The sequence below is a fragment of the Aquabacterium parvum genome (assembly GCF_001447195.1).
In the GTDB taxonomy this organism is placed as follows: Bacteria; Pseudomonadota; Gammaproteobacteria; order Burkholderiales; family Burkholderiaceae_C; genus Aquabacterium; species Aquabacterium parvum.
Map to the genome: position 1 here is coordinate 52,845 of NZ_LFRI01000157.1, position 16,887 is coordinate 69,731.

Consider the following 16,887-nt stretch of genomic DNA (forward strand, 5'->3'; position numbering starts at 1 on the left):
GAACAACCGAGTCCCTGCATCCCACGGAGGAACCCAGCATGACGGCCAACACGTCCCCCACGCCCCCCGTTGTCAACGCACCCACGCAAGGCAACGCCTTGCGCGAGGCCTGGTTGCGACTGCGCCCATCGCCCGAGGCCTTGCCACCCGCCTTCGGCGGCCCCAGGCGGCTTCAGTTGGCGCTGCAAGGGGGCGGCGCCCACGGGGCCTTCACCTGGGGCGTGCTGGACCGCCTGCTGCGTGACAGCAGCATCGAGTTCGAGGCCATCAGCGGCAGCAGCGCGGGCGCCATGAACGCGACCGTGATGGCCTCCGGCTGGCGTCATGGCGGACGCAAAGGGGCTCGGCGCGCGTTGGATCGCTTCTGGGGCGCGGTGGGTGAACAGGTGCCGGAAAGCGTCGCACGCCTCATGGGCCTGGAGTTGCCGATGGGTGCATCGGTGGGGCGGCTGATGCAGCAATGGATTTCGCAGATGACCCCACAGGTCTTCAATCCGATGGACCACAACCCCTTGCGCGACATCCTGCTCGACCAGGTTGACTTTGACGACCTGCGTTCGCACGCGCCGTTTCGCCTCTACATCGCTGCCACGCAGGTCCGAACGGGGCGACTCAAGCTCTTCAGGGAGCACGAGCTGACGGCAGACCATGTGCTCGCGTCGGCCTGCCTGCCCATGCTTCACCACACGGTGATGATCGACGGGGAGGCCTACTGGGACGGCGCATTTTCGGCCAACCCTGCCTTGTTCCCGTTGATCGAGGAGGGGCGCTCGAGCGACCTGTTGCTGGTGCTGCTGAACCCGCCAGAAGTGAACGTGGCCGTGGACACGCGCGAAGCGATCGACCGCAGGCTCAGCTCCCTGGCTTTCTCGACCCACCTCATGCGTGAGCTCGACATGATCGAGCAATTGCAGCGCAAGGCGCGGCGCGCCTGGTGGCCCAGTCCGCTGGAAAAACGCCTGCGTCAGCTGCGCCTGCATTGGATCGATGTCAGCGAAGTCGACGCATTGCGGGGCCATGACACCAAGCTGCTGGCCTGCACGCCCTTCCTCGAGGAGCTGCGCGAGCTGGGCGACGCTTGCGCCACCAAGTGGCTGCGGCGGCATCGGCGCAACGTGGGCTCGCAAGCGAGCTTCGACTTCAGGGTGCTGGCCTGATCGCGACAGGGCGGCGGTGAGGCCGCGCAGGGCTGGCCCTAAACTGCCCGCCCATGAAGGTCTCCCAACGCGCCCAAGCCATCACCCCCTTCCTGGCCATGGAGTTCGGCAAACGCGCCGCCGAGCTCGAAGCGGCGGGGCACCGCGTCATCCGGCTGAACCTGGGTGAGCCCGATTTCGGCGCCCCGCCTGCCGTGCGCGCCGAGTTGCAGCGGGTGGCGGGCGAGGCCTCGCTGCCCTACACCGGCGCCCTGGGCCTGCCCGCGCTGCGCGAAGCCATCGCCGGCTTCTACCAACAGGCGCATGGCCTGGCGCTGCCTGCAGAGCGCGTGGTGGTCACGGCCGGCGCCTCGGCAGCGCTGCTGCTGGTGACCGCCGCGCTGGTGGACCCGGGCGACGAGGTGCTGGTGGGCGACCCGTCCTACCCCTGCAACCGCCAGTTCCTCAGCGGCTTTGGCGCCGACGTGCGCCTGGTGCCCACCGACGCGTCGTCGCGCTTTCAGCTCGACCTGGCCGCCGTGCAGCGCCATTGGTCTGCGCGAACCAAAGGCCTGATGATCGCCACCCCCTCGAACCCCACGGGCACCTCCGTGCCGCCGGCCGAGCTGGCCGCCATCTGCCGATGGGCACAGGCGCATGGGGCCTGGCGCATCGTCGACGAGATCTACCTGAACCTCAGCGACGTGCAGGCCGACGGCACGCCCGCGCCCACGGTGCTGGCCAGCGACCCCGGCGCCTGCGTCATCAACAGCTTCTCGAAGTACTTCGGCATGACGGGCTGGCGACTGGGCTGGGCCGTGGTGCCCGAGGCCCTGGTGCCCGCGATGGAGCGCCTGGCCCAGAACTACTACATCTGCGCGCCCACGCCGGCGCAACTGGCCGCGCTGGCCTGCTTCACGCCCGAGTCGATCGCGGTGTGCGAGGCGCGCAAACGCGAGTTTTCAGAGCGGCGTGCGCTGGTGCTGCAGGGGTTGAAGGACATCGGCCTGCCGGTGCCCGTGCAACCCGACGGCGCCTTCTACGCCTACATCGACGTGAGCCAGACGGGGCTGGACGCGATGGGCTTTTGCGAGCGCGCGCTGCAGCAGGCGCACGTGGCGCTGACACCGGGCAACGACTTTGGCGTCAGCGGCGCGGGGCGGTTCGTGCGGCTGTCGTTTGCCGCTTCGCGCCAAGACCTCGTGGAAGGGCTGGCGCGGCTGGGTCGATTCGTGGCCAGCTTGAGAGCCTGAGGCGTCAGGCGTAGGCCACCGCGGTCTCGCCGCGGCAGAAACCGAACAGGCGCAAGCCGCTGCGCTGAGCCAGCGAGATGGCCAGGGACGTGGGCGCCGAGATCGCCCCCAGGGTGCCCACGCCCACCCTCACGCACTTGCTGACCATCTCGTGGCTGGCGCGGCTGGAGACCACGATCAGGCCACTGGGTGGCTCGGTCGATGTGGCGGTCGATGCAGCGGCCAACTGCCCCGCCAGCGCCAGGGCACCGATCAGCTTGTCGAGGGCGTTGTGGCGGCCAACGTCTTCGCGCACGCAGACAATCTGCCCCGCTGGCGTGGCCCAGGCTGCGGCATGGCAACCACCGCTTCGGGCCTGCAAGGCCTGGCTTCGGGGCAGCGCCTGCAGGGCGCGACGCACCGCGGTGCTCAGGTCCGTCTGGCCAGCTGGCGGCGCCATCAGCGTGCGCTCGGGCAAGGTGTCTTGAAAGGCCTGCAGGCTGTCGATGCCGCACAGGCCGCATCCGGTGCGGCCTGCGAGCTGGCGCCGCCGCTCCTTGAATCGGTCGAAAGCCCGAGGCGAGACCTCGATGTGCACGCTCACGCCGGCTTCGGCGTGCGCCACCCTCAGGTCCCGCAACTCGTCGACGCCATGGAGCAAGCCCTCCGACAGCGAGAAGCCGACCGCGAAGTCTTCCAGCGCGGTGGGCGTGGCCATCATCACCACGTGCGACACGCCGTTGTAGACCAGGGCCACGGGGGCTTCGTCGATCACCCAGTCGTGGTCAGGCCGGCGCGGCGTCACCGATCGGCGCTTCGACCCGGGCGTTCACGCTGGCACCTACGGCATCACCACCGCCGCACGCAGGCGCACGGGGATGGCCTTCGAGGCGGGCGTGCGGGCACCCACGGCATGGCTGTCCAGCGGCACCAGCACGTTGGTCTCGGGGTAGTAGGCCGCCACACAGCCCGGCGGGATGTCGTGGTCGACCAGCTTGAAGCCCGGCGCCACGCGCTCGATGTCATCAGGCGCCGCGCCCACCAAATCGACCCAGGCGCCTTCGGCGAAGCCATGCCGCTCGCGGTCTTGCGCGTTGACGAAGACCACGCGGCGCTGCCCAAAGACGCCCCGGTAGCGGTCGTCCAGGCCATAGACGGTCGTGTTGTACTGGTCGTGGGCGCGCACGGTGGTCAGCGTGAACACGGGGCCCACGCCAGCACGTGCCTTCGCGCGGTGCACCACCGTGTCGGTCGGGATGGCGTGCACCGCGAACTGCGCCTTGCCCGACGCCGTGGCCCACACGCGTTCGCTGGCGGTGTTGCGCAGCCTGAAACCACCCGGGCGATGGACCTTTTCATTGAAGCCCGCGAACTCGTCGAACACCTGCGCGATGTGGTCGCGGATGCGGCCGTAGTCTTCCACCAGCCACATCCACGGGACGCGACTGTTCGGCAAGGTGGCGGCGGCCAGCCGGGCCACGACCACAGGCTCGGACAGCAGGTGTGGCGAGGCTGGCGCGTTGATGCCGGCCGACAGGTGCACCATGCTCATCGAATCTTCCACGCTGATGTGCTGCGCGCCACTGGCCTGCTGGTCGACCTCGGTGCGTCCCAGGCAGGGCAGCACCAGGGCCTCGCCGCCATGCACCGTGTGGCTGCGGTTGAACTTGGTGGCCACGTGCACGGTCAGGTCGCAGCGCTGCAGCGCGGCCCAGGTGGTGGGCGTGTCGGGCGTGGCCGCGGCGAAGTTGCCACCCATGCCGAAGAACACGCGGGCGCGCCCGTCGCGCATGGCCTCGATGGCGCCGATGGTGTCGAAGCCTTCGTGGCGTGGCGGCTCGAAGCCATAGACGTCACGCAGCCGGTCGAGGAAGGCGGCCGAGGGCTTCTCGTAGATGCCCATGGTGCGGTCGCCCTGCACGTTGCTGTGGCCGCGAACGGGGCACAGGCCGGCGCCGGGCTTGCCCACCATGCCACGCATCAGCAGCAGGTTGGCGATGGACTGCACCGCCGCCACGCCATGCTGGTGCTGGGTGATGCCCATGCCCCAGCAGGCGATCACCTTGTCGGCTTGCGCGATGACCTGGGCGGCTTGCAGCAGGCGCTCGCGCGACAGGCCCGATTCGGCCTCGATGCGGGCCCAGTTTTCGACCTCCAAGTCGGCCTTGAGCGCCTCGAAGCCCGTGGTGTGCTCGGCCACGAAGGCGTGGTCCACCGCTTCAAGCGCCAGCAGGTGCTTCATGATCCCCTTGAGCACCGCGATGTCCCCGCCCACCTTGAGCTGGTAGAAGTCGGACGCGATGGGCGTGGCGCCGCCACTGAGCATCTCCAGCGGGTCTTGCGGGTCGGCGAAGCGCTCCAGGCCGCGCTCGCGCATCGGGTTGAAGCTGAGGATGCGCGCACCACGGCGCGAGGCCGCGCGCAGCTCGCCCAGCATGCGCGGGTGGTTGGTGCCCGGGTTCTGACCGAAGATCAGCAGGCAGTCGGCCAGCTCGAAGTCATCGAGCGTGACGGTGCCCTTGCCCACGCCCACGCTGGCCTTCATGCCCACGCCGCTGGGCTCGTGGCACATGTTCGAGCAGTCGGGGAAGTTGTTGGTGCCGTACTCGCGCACGAACAGCTGGTACAGGAAGGCGGCTTCGTTGCTGGTGCGCCCCGAGGTGTAGAAGATGGCCTCGTCGGGCGAGGGCAGGGCCTGCAGGTGGCGCGCCACGGTGGTGAAGGCTTCGTCCCAGGTGATGCGGCGGTAGCGGTCGGTGGTGGGGTCGTAGGCCAGGGGCTCGGTCAGGCGACCCAGGGCTTCGAGGTCGTGGTCGGTCCAAGTGCGCAACGCGGTCACGGTGTGCTCGCCGATGCGCTCGGGCGTGGCGCGGTCGGCGGTGGCTTCGGCTGCCACGGCCTTGACGCCGTTTTCGCAGAACTCGAAGCTGCTGGTGTGCTGGCGGTCGGGCCAGGCGCAACCCGGGCAGTCGAAGCCGTCTGGCTGGTTGGCCGACAGCAGGGTGCGCGCGCCCTTGAGCGCGATGCGGTGCTGCAGCAGCTGGTGGGCCACGCTGCGCAGCGCGCCCCAGCCGCCGGCCGGGCCCTTGTAGATCTGGATCTTGGCTTCGCTCATGGTGTGACAGGTGGCATGGGTCGCATCAAGCAGGGGCCATGCCACCCTCTCACATCAACTGGCCGTTTGCAAGGCCTGCGCGTGGTGCGCGATGTGCTCACCGATGAAGCTGGCGATGAAGTAGTAGCTGTGGTCGTACCCGGCGTGGCGGCGCAGCGTCAGCGGGTGGCCGGTGCGCTCGCAAGCCTCGGCCAGCAACTCGGGTCGCAGCTGGCCGGCCAGGAACTCGTCGGCTTCGCCCTGGTCCACCAGCAGGGGCAGGCGCTCGGCACCCGCAGGCAGCGACGTGATCAGCGCGACGGCGTCCCACTCGGCCCAGGCCGCCGGGTCGCTGCCCAGATAAGCCCCCAGCGCCTTCTGCCCCCAAGGCACCTGCGAAGGCGCGACGATGGGCGAAAACGCCGACACACTGCGGTAGCGCCCCGGGTGACGCAGGGCCGTGATCAGCGCGCCATGCCCGCCCATCGAGTGGCCGGAGATGCCGCGTTGGCCGTTGGCTGGGAAGTGCTGATCGACCAGCGCAGGCAGCTCCACCGCCACGTGGTCCTGCATGCGGTAGTGCGCGGCCCAGGGCGCCTGCGTGGCGTTGACGTAAAAGCCCGCGCCTTGGCCCAGGTCATAGCCCGGGTCGTTGGCCACGCCTTCGCCACGCGGGCTGGTGTCCGGCGCCACCACGATCAGGCCGTGCTGCGCCGCGTGCTGCTGAAAGCCCGCCTTGGTGATGAAGTTCTGCTCGGTGCAGGTCAGGCCCGAGAGCCAGTACAGCACCGGGCAGGCCTGGCCGCGCAGCGCCGCAGGCGGCAGGTAGACGGCGAACCGCGTGTCGCAGCCCAGCACGGGCGAGGCGAACTGCCAAACCTCCTGGCTGCCACCGAAGCTGGCGTGTTGCTCGACGCGTTGCATGGCGCTGCTCCGATCAGGCGGTGGCTTCGGTCACGTCGGTGCCCGCTTCGGCGAAGTTCACCACGCTGCGGATCGACTTGCCTTCGTGCATCAGGTCGAAGGCCTGGTTGATGGCTTGCAGGCCCATGGTGTGGGTCACGAAGGGCTTGAGGTTGATGTCGCCCTTCATGGCGTCTTCGACCATGCCGGGCAGCTCGCTGCGGCCCTTGACGCCACCGAAGGCCGTGCCCAGCCACTTGCGGCCCGTCACCAGCTGGAAGGGGCGGGTGGAGATTTCCTGGCCCGCGCCGGCCACGCCGATGATCACGCTCTGGCCCCAGCCGCGGTGCGCGCATTCCAGTGCCGCGCGCATCACGTTGACGTTGCCGATGCACTCGAAGCTGTGGTCCACGCCCCAGCCCGTCATCTCGACGATGACCTGCTGGATGGGCTTGTCGAAGTCCTTGGGGTTGACGCAGTCGGTCGCGCCGAAGGTGCGCGCCAGCTCGAACTTGTCGGGGTTGGTGTCGATGGCGATGATGCGGCCGGCGCCGGCCTTCTGCGCGCCATGCACCACGGCCAGGCCGATGCCGCCCAGGCCGAACACCGCCACGGTGTCACCCTGTTGCACCTTGGCCGTGTTCTTGACCGCGCCCAGGCCGGTGGTCACGCCACAGCCCAGCAGGCAGACCTGCTCGGGGTTGGCGTCGGGGTTGACCTTGGCCAGCGAGACCTCGGCCACCACCGTGTACTCGCTGAAGGTGGAGCAGCCCATGTAGTGGTAGATCGGCTTGCCCTCGTAGGAGAAGCGCGTGGTGCCATCGGGCATCACGCCCTTGCCTTGCGTGGCGCGCACCGACACGCACAGGTTGGTCTTGCCGCTCTTGCAGAACAGGCACTCGCCGCATTCGGCGGTGTACAGGGGGATGACGTGGTCGCCCGGCTTCACGCTGGTCACGCCCTCGCCCACCTCCACCACGATGCCCGCCCCCTCGTGGCCCAGCACCACCGGGAAGAGGCCTTCCGGGTCTTCGCCGCTGAGGGTGAAGGCGTCGGTGTGGCACACACCGGTGTGCGTGATGCGCACCAGCACCTCGCCCTTTTTCGGCGGGGCCACGTCGATTTCAACGACCTGCAGGGGCTGGCCAGCGGCGAAGGCGACAGCGGCTCGGGACTTGATCATGGTGCGGCTCCTGAACGGGGGCGGGGAGGGGGAAGATGGAGCCCCGGATCTTATGCGCAGGCGCTGCGGTACGCTGGTGGCCCCAACGCTCCCGACCTTCTTCCGATGGCCGAACGACCTCTTTCCGTGGCCCGCCGCGCGCGGCAAACCGTGCACCTGTGGGCGGTCTCGCTGCGCGACATGCTCGCCTCGCTGGGGCCGGTGCTGCTGCTGGCCTTCGGGCTGCTGGCGGCGGCCTACTGGTGGCTCGACCCGCAACCCCCACGCACCGTGAGGCTGGCCAGCGGCCCCGACGACAGCGCCTACGCCGAGTTCGCGCAGCGCTATGCCCAGGCCCTGGCAAAACACGGCATCACCGTGGAGCGGCTGCCGACCGACGGCCCCGCCGCCAACCTGCAGGCCCTGCGTGACGGCCGCGCCGACGTCGCCTTCGTGCGCGGCGGCAGCGACGCCAGCGCAGGCGACGCCGCCGCCCTGGCCGAGGCCAACGAAGGCATCTTGTCGCTGGGCGCACTGTTCTACGAGCCACTGTGGATCTTCTACCGGCCTGCGGCCCTGGCAGGCAAGGCGCCCCCGGTGGCCCTGCGCTCGCTGAGCCAGCTGCAAGGCCTGCGCATCAACCTCGACCAGGCGGGCAGCGGCGTGCCCGAGCTGATGCGTGGCCTGTTGCTGGCCAACGGCCTGGGCCCGACCGCCTTCGTCGCCAGCGAGCTGCCCCCGGCCGAGGCCGCCGAAGCGCTCAAGGCCGGCCGCCTCGACGCCCTGGTGCTGATGACCGCGCCCGAATCGGCCACGGTTCAGCGCCTGCTGCAGCAACCCGGCGTGGCCCTGGCCGAGGTGCCTCAAGCCGATGCCCTGACGCGGCGCTTCCCCTTCCTGCAGACGGTGACACTGCCGCGCGGCATGGTCGACCTCGCCCGCGACCTGCCCCCCGATGACGTCGGCATGCTGGCCGCCACCACCGCCTTGCTCACCCGCGACGACACCCACCCCGCGCTGCGCCAGCTCTTTGCCCAGGCGGCGCAACAGATCCACGGTGGCGCGGGCTGGTTCAACGGGGTGCGCGACTTCCCCAACACCCGCACCAGCGAGCTGCCCGTCAGCCCCGAGGGCGACCGCGCCATCAACGGCACGCCGCCCTTCTGGCAGCGCTACCTGCCCTTCTGGGCCAGCAACCTGCTCGAACGCATGTGGCTGGTCATCGGTGGTTTGATCGTGCTGCTGCTGCCGCTCTCACGCGTGGTGCCGCCGCTCTACACCTACCGCGTGCGCCAGCGCGTGTTCCGCTGGTACGCCCGCCTGCGCGAAGTCGAGGCCCGCATGGAAGAGGGCGAAGGCACACGGTCCGAGCTGCTCGACGAGCTCGACGAACTCGACCGCGTGGCCAGCCAGATCACGGTGCCGCTGGCCCACGCCGACGAGCTCTACTCGCTGCGGGCCAACATCGAGCGCACCCGCAGGCGCTTGCTGGGCGGCCCCCTCAGGGCTTGACCACGTCGGTGACCAGCGTGGGCAAGTCCCAGGCGCCCCCCGGGGTGACGAGCTTGCACTGCCCTGAGCTGCTGTCGCGGGTCTGCACGAAGTGGTGGCCATCCCAGGTCCAGACCTGGTGGTGCCAGCAGTCGCCCAGACCGCGAGACTTCTGGCTGGCCCAGATCTCGCCCTCGCCGATGTCGCTGGCCGAATCCGTGACCGGCTCGAACTGCCCTGGCTTGCGCTCGTTGACCACCCACGCGCACGAACCCGCGTTGTAGGCCCCGCGCCAGCACAGCTTGCTGACCAGCCAGTGGCCGCCCCCCAGGGGCTGGAAGCTCAGTTGCCCGTCTTCGCTGTCGATGCGGAACTCCTCGTCCGCGTCCTCGTTCTTTTTCAGCTCGGCGCGCACGGCGGCCTGGAGCCTGGCGCTGGGCGCGGCCGCGGGCGGCACCTTGGCGGCCCTGAGCACCGGGGTGGGCAAGGGCGGCAAGGCCTGGGTTTCGGGCTGGTTGCCGGGGCGGGCCAGGGCGGTGGGCGTGCCCAGCCGACCCTGGAACTCGTCCATCTTGAGCAGCACGGCCGCCGCCCCTTGGTCAGACAGCCGCCACACGTGGCGCCCGTGGCTGAACTCGATGCGCGCATTCGGCCGCGGCAAGGCCTTGAGCACCGCCTGCAGCTGCGCGGGGCTGAGCCCGAAGGTGTCGTGCTCGGTCAGCCAGGGCAGGGTGCCCAGCGCCTTGCCATTGACGCGCAGCTTGAGCAGCCCCGGGCCCCGCGCCGGGTCGGATGCCGCCTGGTCCTCGTCACCGTAATCACCCAGCGTGAGGCGCGCCTGCACCGGCGTGCCAGGCCCCGCCGCCCGCGTGAGCAAGAGCGACACCGCCAGCTCGGCTTCGTCGGGCTGGTAGCCGGCGGCGCGGCAGGTGCGCGTGTTGTCGCAGGCCAGCTCCCAGTCGCGGTGGCCGAACGAGACGCCGGCAGCGTGTGGGGCAGCGCCCGCTGCGGGCCCGCTGGCGCAAAGGGTGGCGAACACGGCGGCAAGAACGCCGCCTGACGTACGAGGAGAAAAGCGCATAGGGCTGTGACTGCCGACAGGCGATGGGACGCCGAGCGTATCGCGCCGCGGCGCCAGGCTGACGAGCGCCCCCACCCCCGCACTCAAGTGTCCGTCCATGGTTCAGGCCACACAGACTCCAGATAATCGGACGAGGCGGCTCACCACGCCGAGGGCCTGCGCATGAACCTCGTCCACACCAAACTCCACCCCCCTGACACGGTGACCGCAACGTGCCTGCGTGCCCGCTTGATCCCAGCGAGGCAGACAGCCCTGACCGTGATCCATGCACCGACTGGATTCGGCAAGACGACACTCGCACTGCAAATCATCCGGGACACCGCGCTCGGCGGCTGGTTGTCCATTGACCCGTTTGACAACCACCCCCAGCGCTTCTGGCTGGCCGTGATTGCTGCGCTGCGGGTGGCTCACCCCTCGCTCGGCAAGCGCAGTGAGGCCCTCCTGCGCGAGTCCGACACCGGCGTTTGGGACGCCCTGGCTTGTTTGCTCAACGACCTCAACGAGCTGGACCGCGAGCGCCCCAGCCCGCTGCAGCTGGCGTGGGACGACTTCCATCACGTGTCTTCGCACGAGCTGTTGAAGTCGATCAACTTCTTCATCGACCACCTCCCAGCCCACTGGCAGCTCATCGTGACCAGTCGCCACTTGCCTGCGCTGAAGTTGGCTCAGCGCAAGAGCAAGGGACTCGCCACCGAGATCACTGCCCACGACCTGCGCTTCACCGAAGCCGAGAGCATCGAGTTCCTCGCGCGTGCCGAGCCAGCTTCCCTGGCCCGGGACTTTGCCGCCATCCATGCCCGCTGCGAAGGCTGGGCCGCTGCCCTGCGCCTCTACAGCCTTTCAGGACTGACCTGCTCGAACGACACGTCGAGCAGCGCAGCAGAGCAGGACATTCACGAAGTCCTCTTCACCGAAGTGATGGCCGAGCTGCCCGAGGGACTGAGGCACTTCCTGGGCCACACGGCGTTCCTGCCAAGGTTCTGCCCTGCGCTGGTGAACCATCTCCTGGGGGAAGGGCAGGCCGAACAGTGGATTCCGGAGCTGATCTCGCGCAACCTGTTCGTCGTCGCGCTCGATGGCCAGCAGCAATGGCTTCGATACCACGACCTGTTCAAGGAACTCATCCTGCAGGTTCAGGCCCCACCACCCGACACCCTGTTGGATCTGCGCGCCCGTGCCGCCGCCTGGTTCGAGGTCACCCACCACATGGCCGAGGCCCTGGAGCAGCATGTGCTCGCCAGGCAATGGGCTCAGGCCTGTCGGCTGCTGTCCACCGTTGGCTCTCGCTGGATCCGGCAAGGGCATGGCGACAGCGTGAGGCGCCTGCTGGGGGAAGTGCCCCATCACGAATGGCAGAAAGACCCCGCGCTGCTGTGTCTGCGGTTTTGGGTGGCGTCGGACACCGAGAAGTTCACCCACGGCGAGACCTGGCTTGATCGCGCAAGCGACCTGATCGGACAAGGCCAAACCGGCAGCACGCCGATCGAATCCCTCACATGCGAGGTGATGACGCTCAAGGCGATCGTCGCCCGGCTCAAGGGACAGTGGCTGAAAACGCTGACCTTTTCCCAGGCAGCCCTGGAAGCGGCCGAAAGCTCCGACTCCCCGCTGCGGTGGCGCTCGTTCCTGACCCTGGGCGCCTACGCCTACCTCCAGGGCGAGCTGGCCCGCGCAGCCTCTTTGCTGGAACAAGCGGTCCACTGGGCCCTGGTCGATGAGAACCTCTATGGTGCGGCGCAATCGTGCGGCTACCTGAGCGAGGTGCTCTACCAGCAAGGTGAACTGCAGAAAGCCTGGCAAGTTGCACGGCGAGTTGAAAGTGAACTCGCATCACGCGGGTGGGACGCCGGCAGTCGGCTCGGCTCCTGGCGCTGGATCGGGCTGGTCGACCTTTTTCGAGAACAAGGCGACTTCGCCCAGGCCGAGGGCGCCTTGGTCGAACTCCGCCGGTTTCGACAACTGGAGAAGTGCGAGGCCCTGCAGCACCTGATCATCCTGATCCGGGGCTACACGCTTTCGATCAGCCAAGGCCAGGCCGAGCAGGCGCTCGGGCTGATTCAACAGATCGAAGATGTGCAACACCGGATGCACTTCAAAAGCGTGTTTGCCTCCGGCTCGATGGCGGCCTTGCGCGCAGAGGTCGCGTGGCTGCGGCGCGATGCCCCAGCGTGCAGACAATGGCTGGTGAAACACGCGCGCTCCCGCGAAGCGCCTCTGAGCTTCATCGACGAACGCGACGAGCTGATCGCCATCCGCATCCTCGTGCTGCTTCAGCGGCCCGAGGAGGCTGCGATCCGTGCCGCCCGCCTGGCCGAACACGCGGCCACCCATGGCCACACCATGACCCACGCGCTGGCGCTCACCTGGTCCGCCATCGCCCTGCATGGGCTGAATGACCTGGGCTGCGCCAGATCGCAATTGATCTGCGCCCTCGAGCTGGTCTCGGGCGAAGGCTACCGGCGCTTGCTGCTGGATCAGGGACGGGACCTGGCCCCCGTGCTCGACCTCGCCAAAGATCACCCGCTCTATGGCGCGTTCTGCCAACATTTGCGCTCAGCCATGGCCGAACAATCGCCGCGCGACGTCGGCGCCGCTGCACCGATCGCCACGCACCAGCCCTCACTTGAAACCAGCGTCGACATTGGCAACAATTTGAGTCAGCGGGAGGTGGGCATCCTCTGGTACGTGCGCGATGGTTACTCCGACAAGGAAATCGCCCGGCTGGCCAACATCTCCCCCGGCACGGTCAAGACGCACTTGCGCAACATTTACCGCAAGCTCGAAGTCAACGGCCGGGTGCAGGCCCTCTCGAAAATGAACCTGCTGAGCCTCAACGGCAACCCCATGCCCACCCACTGAAATACCTCCTCCGATAGATAACCATCGGAGGACGCCTCTCCTAGCATCGGCTGTCTCCATCCAACGACGCAATGCCGAGAGGTGCACATCCCATGAAAACTCGCTTGACCGCCGTGGCCTGGGCCATGGCCGCCACACTCACCAGCCCCCTCATCGCCCACGCGCAGACCATCAACACGGTCTCGGTGGTCGTGGCCTACACGGACGACGCCAAAGCCTGGGCGGAACAACAGAAGGTCAGCTGCCCTCAACTGCTCGCCAACCCCGCCACGGCCGCCCGGCTGAGCACCATCCGCACACTCACCAACATCCAGCACGTGTGCGAGCTCGACCCCACCCTGGGCCGCTCCACGAACCACATCGACAACCTCATCAAGATCGCCATCGCCGAGACCAACAAGGTCTACAAAGACAGCGGCATCAACAACATCAACCTGGTGCTGGCAGACCAGGTGCATGTCACGGGCTACAAGGAGGGCGTGGCGGCCACCACCGTCAGCCACCCCGAGACCATGGTCTCCACCCTCATCAACGACCAGGGCCTGCGCATCGCCCCCGAACTGGCCGGCCTGCGCAACCGCCAGGATGCCGGCACGAATGCCGAACTGCTCAACGTGGTCCACACCCGCCGTGCGGCCGTGCAGGGCGACATCGTCGTCCTGCTCACGAACGGCACCTACAACAACGCCATGTTCGACGGCAAGAGCCTGCGGGCCTCGGCAGGCCTGGCTGCGGGCATTGGCGTCGACAACCCTGACGAAGGCTTTGCCACGCTGATGGCCGACGTTGCGACCGCCCCGAGCTTCACCTTCGCCCACGAAGTCAGCCACCTGTTCGGCGCCAACCACGACAAGGTCCGCGTCGTCGGATCAGGCCTCATCAACGCCAGCCAGGACGTGGTGGCCGGCACACCGCATCAGGTCCGCGTCACCGTCAATGGTGCCGGCGTGAACAAGATCAGCGGCTGGGGCTACGCCAACCCCAGATACCCGATCGGCAACCCCGCCAGTGCCGACTACTTCGATGGCTACAACGACCTGATGGGCTATGTCGCCTGCTCGGAGACGATCGTCAAGGACCCCGTCACCCAAGATGAGCGATCCGCCAAGTGCCTGGGCCTGCCCATCCTCTCGACGCTGTCGCCCGCGAGCGGCATCAACCGAGCCATCGCCTACGGTGATGCAGGCACCAGCTCCACCTCGGCCAAGTTGCGCGACAACGCCAGCGCCGTGGCCGCCGGCGCCGCCAAGCTGGCCGGTTTCGGAGAACGCCTGAGCACCTCGGCAGACCCCGCCCTGGCACCCAACACCACCAAGATCGGCATCGACTTTGGCGAAGACCCCAGCTACGGCTGGAACTACAAGGTGTCGCCCACCGACTCGACCACCATCACCACGGCCGCCTACACCAAGAGCTACAACCTGAAGACCCCCGCCGATCGGAACTGGAACAACATCACCAACCGCGAAGCAGGCGCCGCAGTCGACCTGATCGACCAGGCTGGCGTGAAGTCTCGCTTCCAGCTGGCCATCACCCAGCCTTTCGCAGCACGCACCGCCACCGGCCTGTTTGCGCACGACGGCAAGGCACCCTACACCGCCCAGGTGCTTCACGCCTACGGCGGCGGCCTCGACGAAATGCCCTTGATGGCGATGGCCGATGGCTTCCTCTCCAAGCAAGCCCAGCAAGGCAAGATCGAGATCCGCGGGCTCAACCCGTCCGCACGCTACTTCTTCAAGATCTTTGGTTCGATGGAGTCGGGCGAGAACCTGCGCATTGCCCAGTACGACCTCAAGGGAGCGGGCGGCGTCGTCAAGTCGGCCAAGTTGGCCACCCACGGCAACATCCTCAGGTTCGCCAAGTTCAGCAACGTCCAGCCTCAAGCCAACGGGGTGATCGAGATCACGGTCAAGCCGGACGCCAGCGTGCCCAGCTCGGTGTCGGTGCCCATCAACGCCATCGAGTTCTATCAGCAGCCATGACGCCGACCTGATAGACCGAAGCAGGCGGCGCCCCCCAGAGGTGCCGCCTGCCCCTGAAAACTGCGGAATTTGGGCGCTCTCTCCCGGTGATTTTGCCAACCCCCATTGCGCGTGTTCGTTCAGCTTTCCTAATATTCGACCTGTCCGATCGAAGACGCCAGACCAGCGCAGCGCTGGCCTCGGCGCCCCCGTGCGTTCGGACGCGGCTGCGGATTCGGGCATGAAAGGGAGAGAACATGGATGCCACCGAAGACGTCGTCGCCAAAGTTTTGATCATTGACGACGGCAATGCCGAGACGCTGGCGCTGATCAAGCAGTTCTGCGCCGACAACCACCTCATCGGTCTGAAGACCCACTCCAACAACGTCATGAGCGTGCTCAAGTCCAACGTGGACCTGGGCGGCATCCTGATGTCCGAGAGCTACAACGGCTCAGCACACGGCGGCATCGACCTGGCCGTCAAGCTGCACAAGATCCGGCCCGAGCTGCCCATCTTCCTGCGCCGCACGAAAACCAGCTCGCTCGAAGACCTGCCCAAGCGCGCCCAGGACTGCTTCTGCGCGGCCTACCACGTCGACGACATGGACGCGCTCAAGCACAGCCTGCGCGACTTCATCTTCAGCTACTACTTCCCGAACGCGATGGTGCGCGGCATCCAGCGCATCACGGAAGACGCCATGCGGACCTACTTCAGGCACTTCAGCCTGAGCTGCGAGACGCCCTACATCGTCAAGGACTCGATCGTGTGCGGCGAGGTGTTCACGCTGGTGCCGCTGGAAAGCCGCTGGTGCCGCGGCTACATGATGCTGCAGTGCGAGAACCGCACGCTCAAGCTCGACGCCAGCTCGCACGACCCCTACGTCAAGCCCAAGGCCCACCGCATCTCGGACGTGCTGGGCGAGATCACCAACATGGTGTGGGGCTCGTTCAAGTCACGCTACGTGGTCGACGAGTACCGGGTGCTGATGTCGCAAACGCAGGTGCCGATGCTGGTGATGCTGGAAGAAAAGAACATCTCGTTCGGCAGCAGCACGCCGCAGCTGTGCTTCAAGTACACGCTGACCGACCTGGACGACCAGAGCTCGCCGCCGGTGGAGATTTTCCAGCGGCTGGTGTTCAACCTGAGCTGGTCGCCTGAGGACTTCAAGGAAGTGCAGGTGTCGACGGAAGAGCTGGTGGATTCGGGGGAGTTGGAGTTTTTTTGAGGCGCTGCAGGTCTCTACACTCACGCATGAACCAGGCGTGAGGCCCCATTGACAATCAGCCACTACCGAGACCACGCGACCGCTTACGCAAACGCCACGCGCGACGTGGACATGTCACCTGTTCGCGCTCGGTTCTTGGCGCATTTGCCACCGGGCGCCAGGGTGCTGGACGCCGGGTGCGGCTCAGGCCGCGATGCCCTGGCGTTTCAACGTGCAGGCCACCGAGTGGCCGCGTTTGACGCGAGCCCGGAGTTGGCCCGCCTGGCCAGCGAGCACACCGGGCTGCCCGTGTACGTGGCTGATTTCTTGAGCTTGAGCGAAACCACCCCGCTTGGCGTGCCGCCTGGCATTTGGTTCGATGGCATCTGGGCCTGCGCGAGCTTGTTGCACGTGACCGAGGCCGATCAGGTCCAGGCTTGGGCTCGGTTATGGGCGTGGCTGGCGCCGGGAGGCGTGGTGTACGCCAGCTACAAGCTGGGTGAGGGCGAGCGGGTGGATAGGTTGGGGAAGCCGTTCACGGATGCTACCGAGGGGCGCTTGAGTACGTGGATCGGCCAACTCGATGGTGTGGGGCAAATCCAGACTTGGGCGACGGAGGACCGGCGACAGGACTCATCCGAACGGTGGATGAATGCCCTGGTTTTCAAGCAAGCTGACTGAGCTTGTTACCTCGAGAACTCGCAAAATCGCCCCAGTCGTATGGTGAGGCCCCCCGCGATTTGATGTGAAGACACGCCCGAAA

Annotated in this window: 12 protein-coding genes; 7 read left to right on the forward strand and 5 right to left on the reverse strand. The window is 67.5% G+C overall.

Annotation, left to right across the window (positions count from 1 at the left end; all coding sequences use genetic code 11):
- The first annotated feature begins 38 nt into the window (after positions 1-38).
- A complete protein-coding gene (locus ABG80_RS06170) occupies positions 39-1,157 on the forward strand; it encodes a patatin-like phospholipase family protein (protein WP_083505870.1) in 1,119 nt (372 codons plus the stop codon).
- 53 nt (positions 1,158-1,210) lie between these two features.
- Positions 1,211-2,389 carry an aminotransferase class I/II-fold pyridoxal phosphate-dependent enzyme gene (locus ABG80_RS06175; protein WP_058086877.1) on the forward strand — a complete coding sequence of 393 codons (1,179 nt, stop codon included), beginning with the start codon at positions 1,211-1,213 and terminating at the stop codon, positions 2,387-2,389.
- Between the two features lie 4 nt (positions 2,390-2,393).
- Here ABG80_RS06175 and fdhD read toward each other — a convergent pair whose 3' ends face one another.
- Genes fdhD through ABG80_RS06195 form a run of 4 tightly spaced genes read right to left on the reverse strand, consistent with a single transcriptional unit; the run spans position 2,394 to position 7,545 of the window.
- A complete protein-coding gene (gene fdhD / locus ABG80_RS06180) occupies positions 2,394-3,173 on the reverse strand; it encodes a formate dehydrogenase accessory sulfurtransferase FdhD (RefSeq protein ID WP_058086878.1) in 780 nt (259 codons plus the stop codon).
- Positions 3,174-3,209: 36 nt separating this feature from the next.
- On the reverse strand, positions 3,210-5,483 hold the full coding sequence (locus ABG80_RS06185) for an FdhF/YdeP family oxidoreductase (protein WP_058086879.1): 2,274 nt from the start codon (positions 5,481-5,483) through the stop codon (positions 3,210-3,212).
- Between the two features lie 54 nt (positions 5,484-5,537).
- The gene (gene fghA / locus ABG80_RS06190) at positions 5,538-6,386 is read right to left on the reverse strand and encodes an S-formylglutathione hydrolase (RefSeq protein ID WP_058086880.1); all 849 of its coding nucleotides are present in this window, start codon (positions 6,384-6,386) and stop codon (positions 5,538-5,540) included.
- 13 nt (positions 6,387-6,399) lie between these two features.
- Positions 6,400-7,545 (reverse strand): S-(hydroxymethyl)glutathione dehydrogenase/class III alcohol dehydrogenase, encoded by a 1,146-nt coding sequence (locus ABG80_RS06195; RefSeq protein ID WP_058086917.1) that lies wholly within the window; start codon positions 7,543-7,545, stop codon positions 6,400-6,402.
- Between the two features lie 108 nt (positions 7,546-7,653).
- Here ABG80_RS06195 and ABG80_RS06200 point away from each other — a divergent pair, with 108 nt between their 5' ends.
- A complete protein-coding gene (locus ABG80_RS06200; RefSeq protein WP_058086881.1) occupies positions 7,654-9,039 on the forward strand; it encodes a TAXI family TRAP transporter solute-binding subunit in 1,386 nt (461 codons plus the stop codon).
- On the opposite strand, the gene ABG80_RS06205 is transcribed toward ABG80_RS06200, so the two are convergent.
- Positions 9,029-10,057: a DUF1176 domain-containing protein gene (locus tag ABG80_RS06205; protein ID WP_058086882.1), complete on the reverse strand. Its 1,029-nt coding sequence runs from the start codon at positions 10,055-10,057 to the stop codon at positions 9,029-9,031. The two genes, ABG80_RS06200 and ABG80_RS06205, sit on opposite strands and share 11 nt — an antisense overlap.
- A gap of 204 nt (positions 10,058-10,261) precedes the next feature.
- On the opposite strand from ABG80_RS06205, the gene ABG80_RS06210 reads away from it, so the two are divergent.
- From ABG80_RS06210 to ABG80_RS06225, 4 genes are all read left to right on the forward strand, one after another.
- Positions 10,262-12,958, forward strand: coding sequence for a LuxR C-terminal-related transcriptional regulator (locus ABG80_RS06210; protein WP_058086883.1), 2,697 nt, complete (start codon positions 10,262-10,264; stop codon positions 12,956-12,958).
- A gap of 92 nt (positions 12,959-13,050) precedes the next feature.
- Positions 13,051-14,940 carry a zinc-dependent metalloprotease family protein gene (locus tag ABG80_RS06215; RefSeq protein WP_058086884.1) on the forward strand — a complete coding sequence of 630 codons (1,890 nt, stop codon included), beginning with the start codon at positions 13,051-13,053 and terminating at the stop codon, positions 14,938-14,940.
- 236 nt (positions 14,941-15,176) lie between these two features.
- Complete coding sequence (locus tag ABG80_RS06220) at positions 15,177-16,145, forward strand: chemotaxis protein CheX (RefSeq protein ID WP_058086885.1); 969 nt, start codon at positions 15,177-15,179, stop codon at positions 16,143-16,145.
- Positions 16,146-16,256: 111 nt separating this feature from the next.
- Positions 16,257-16,805: a class I SAM-dependent methyltransferase gene (locus tag ABG80_RS06225; protein ID WP_200964269.1), complete on the forward strand. Its 549-nt coding sequence runs from the start codon at positions 16,257-16,259 to the stop codon at positions 16,803-16,805.
- Positions 16,806-16,887: the final 82 nt, after the last annotated feature.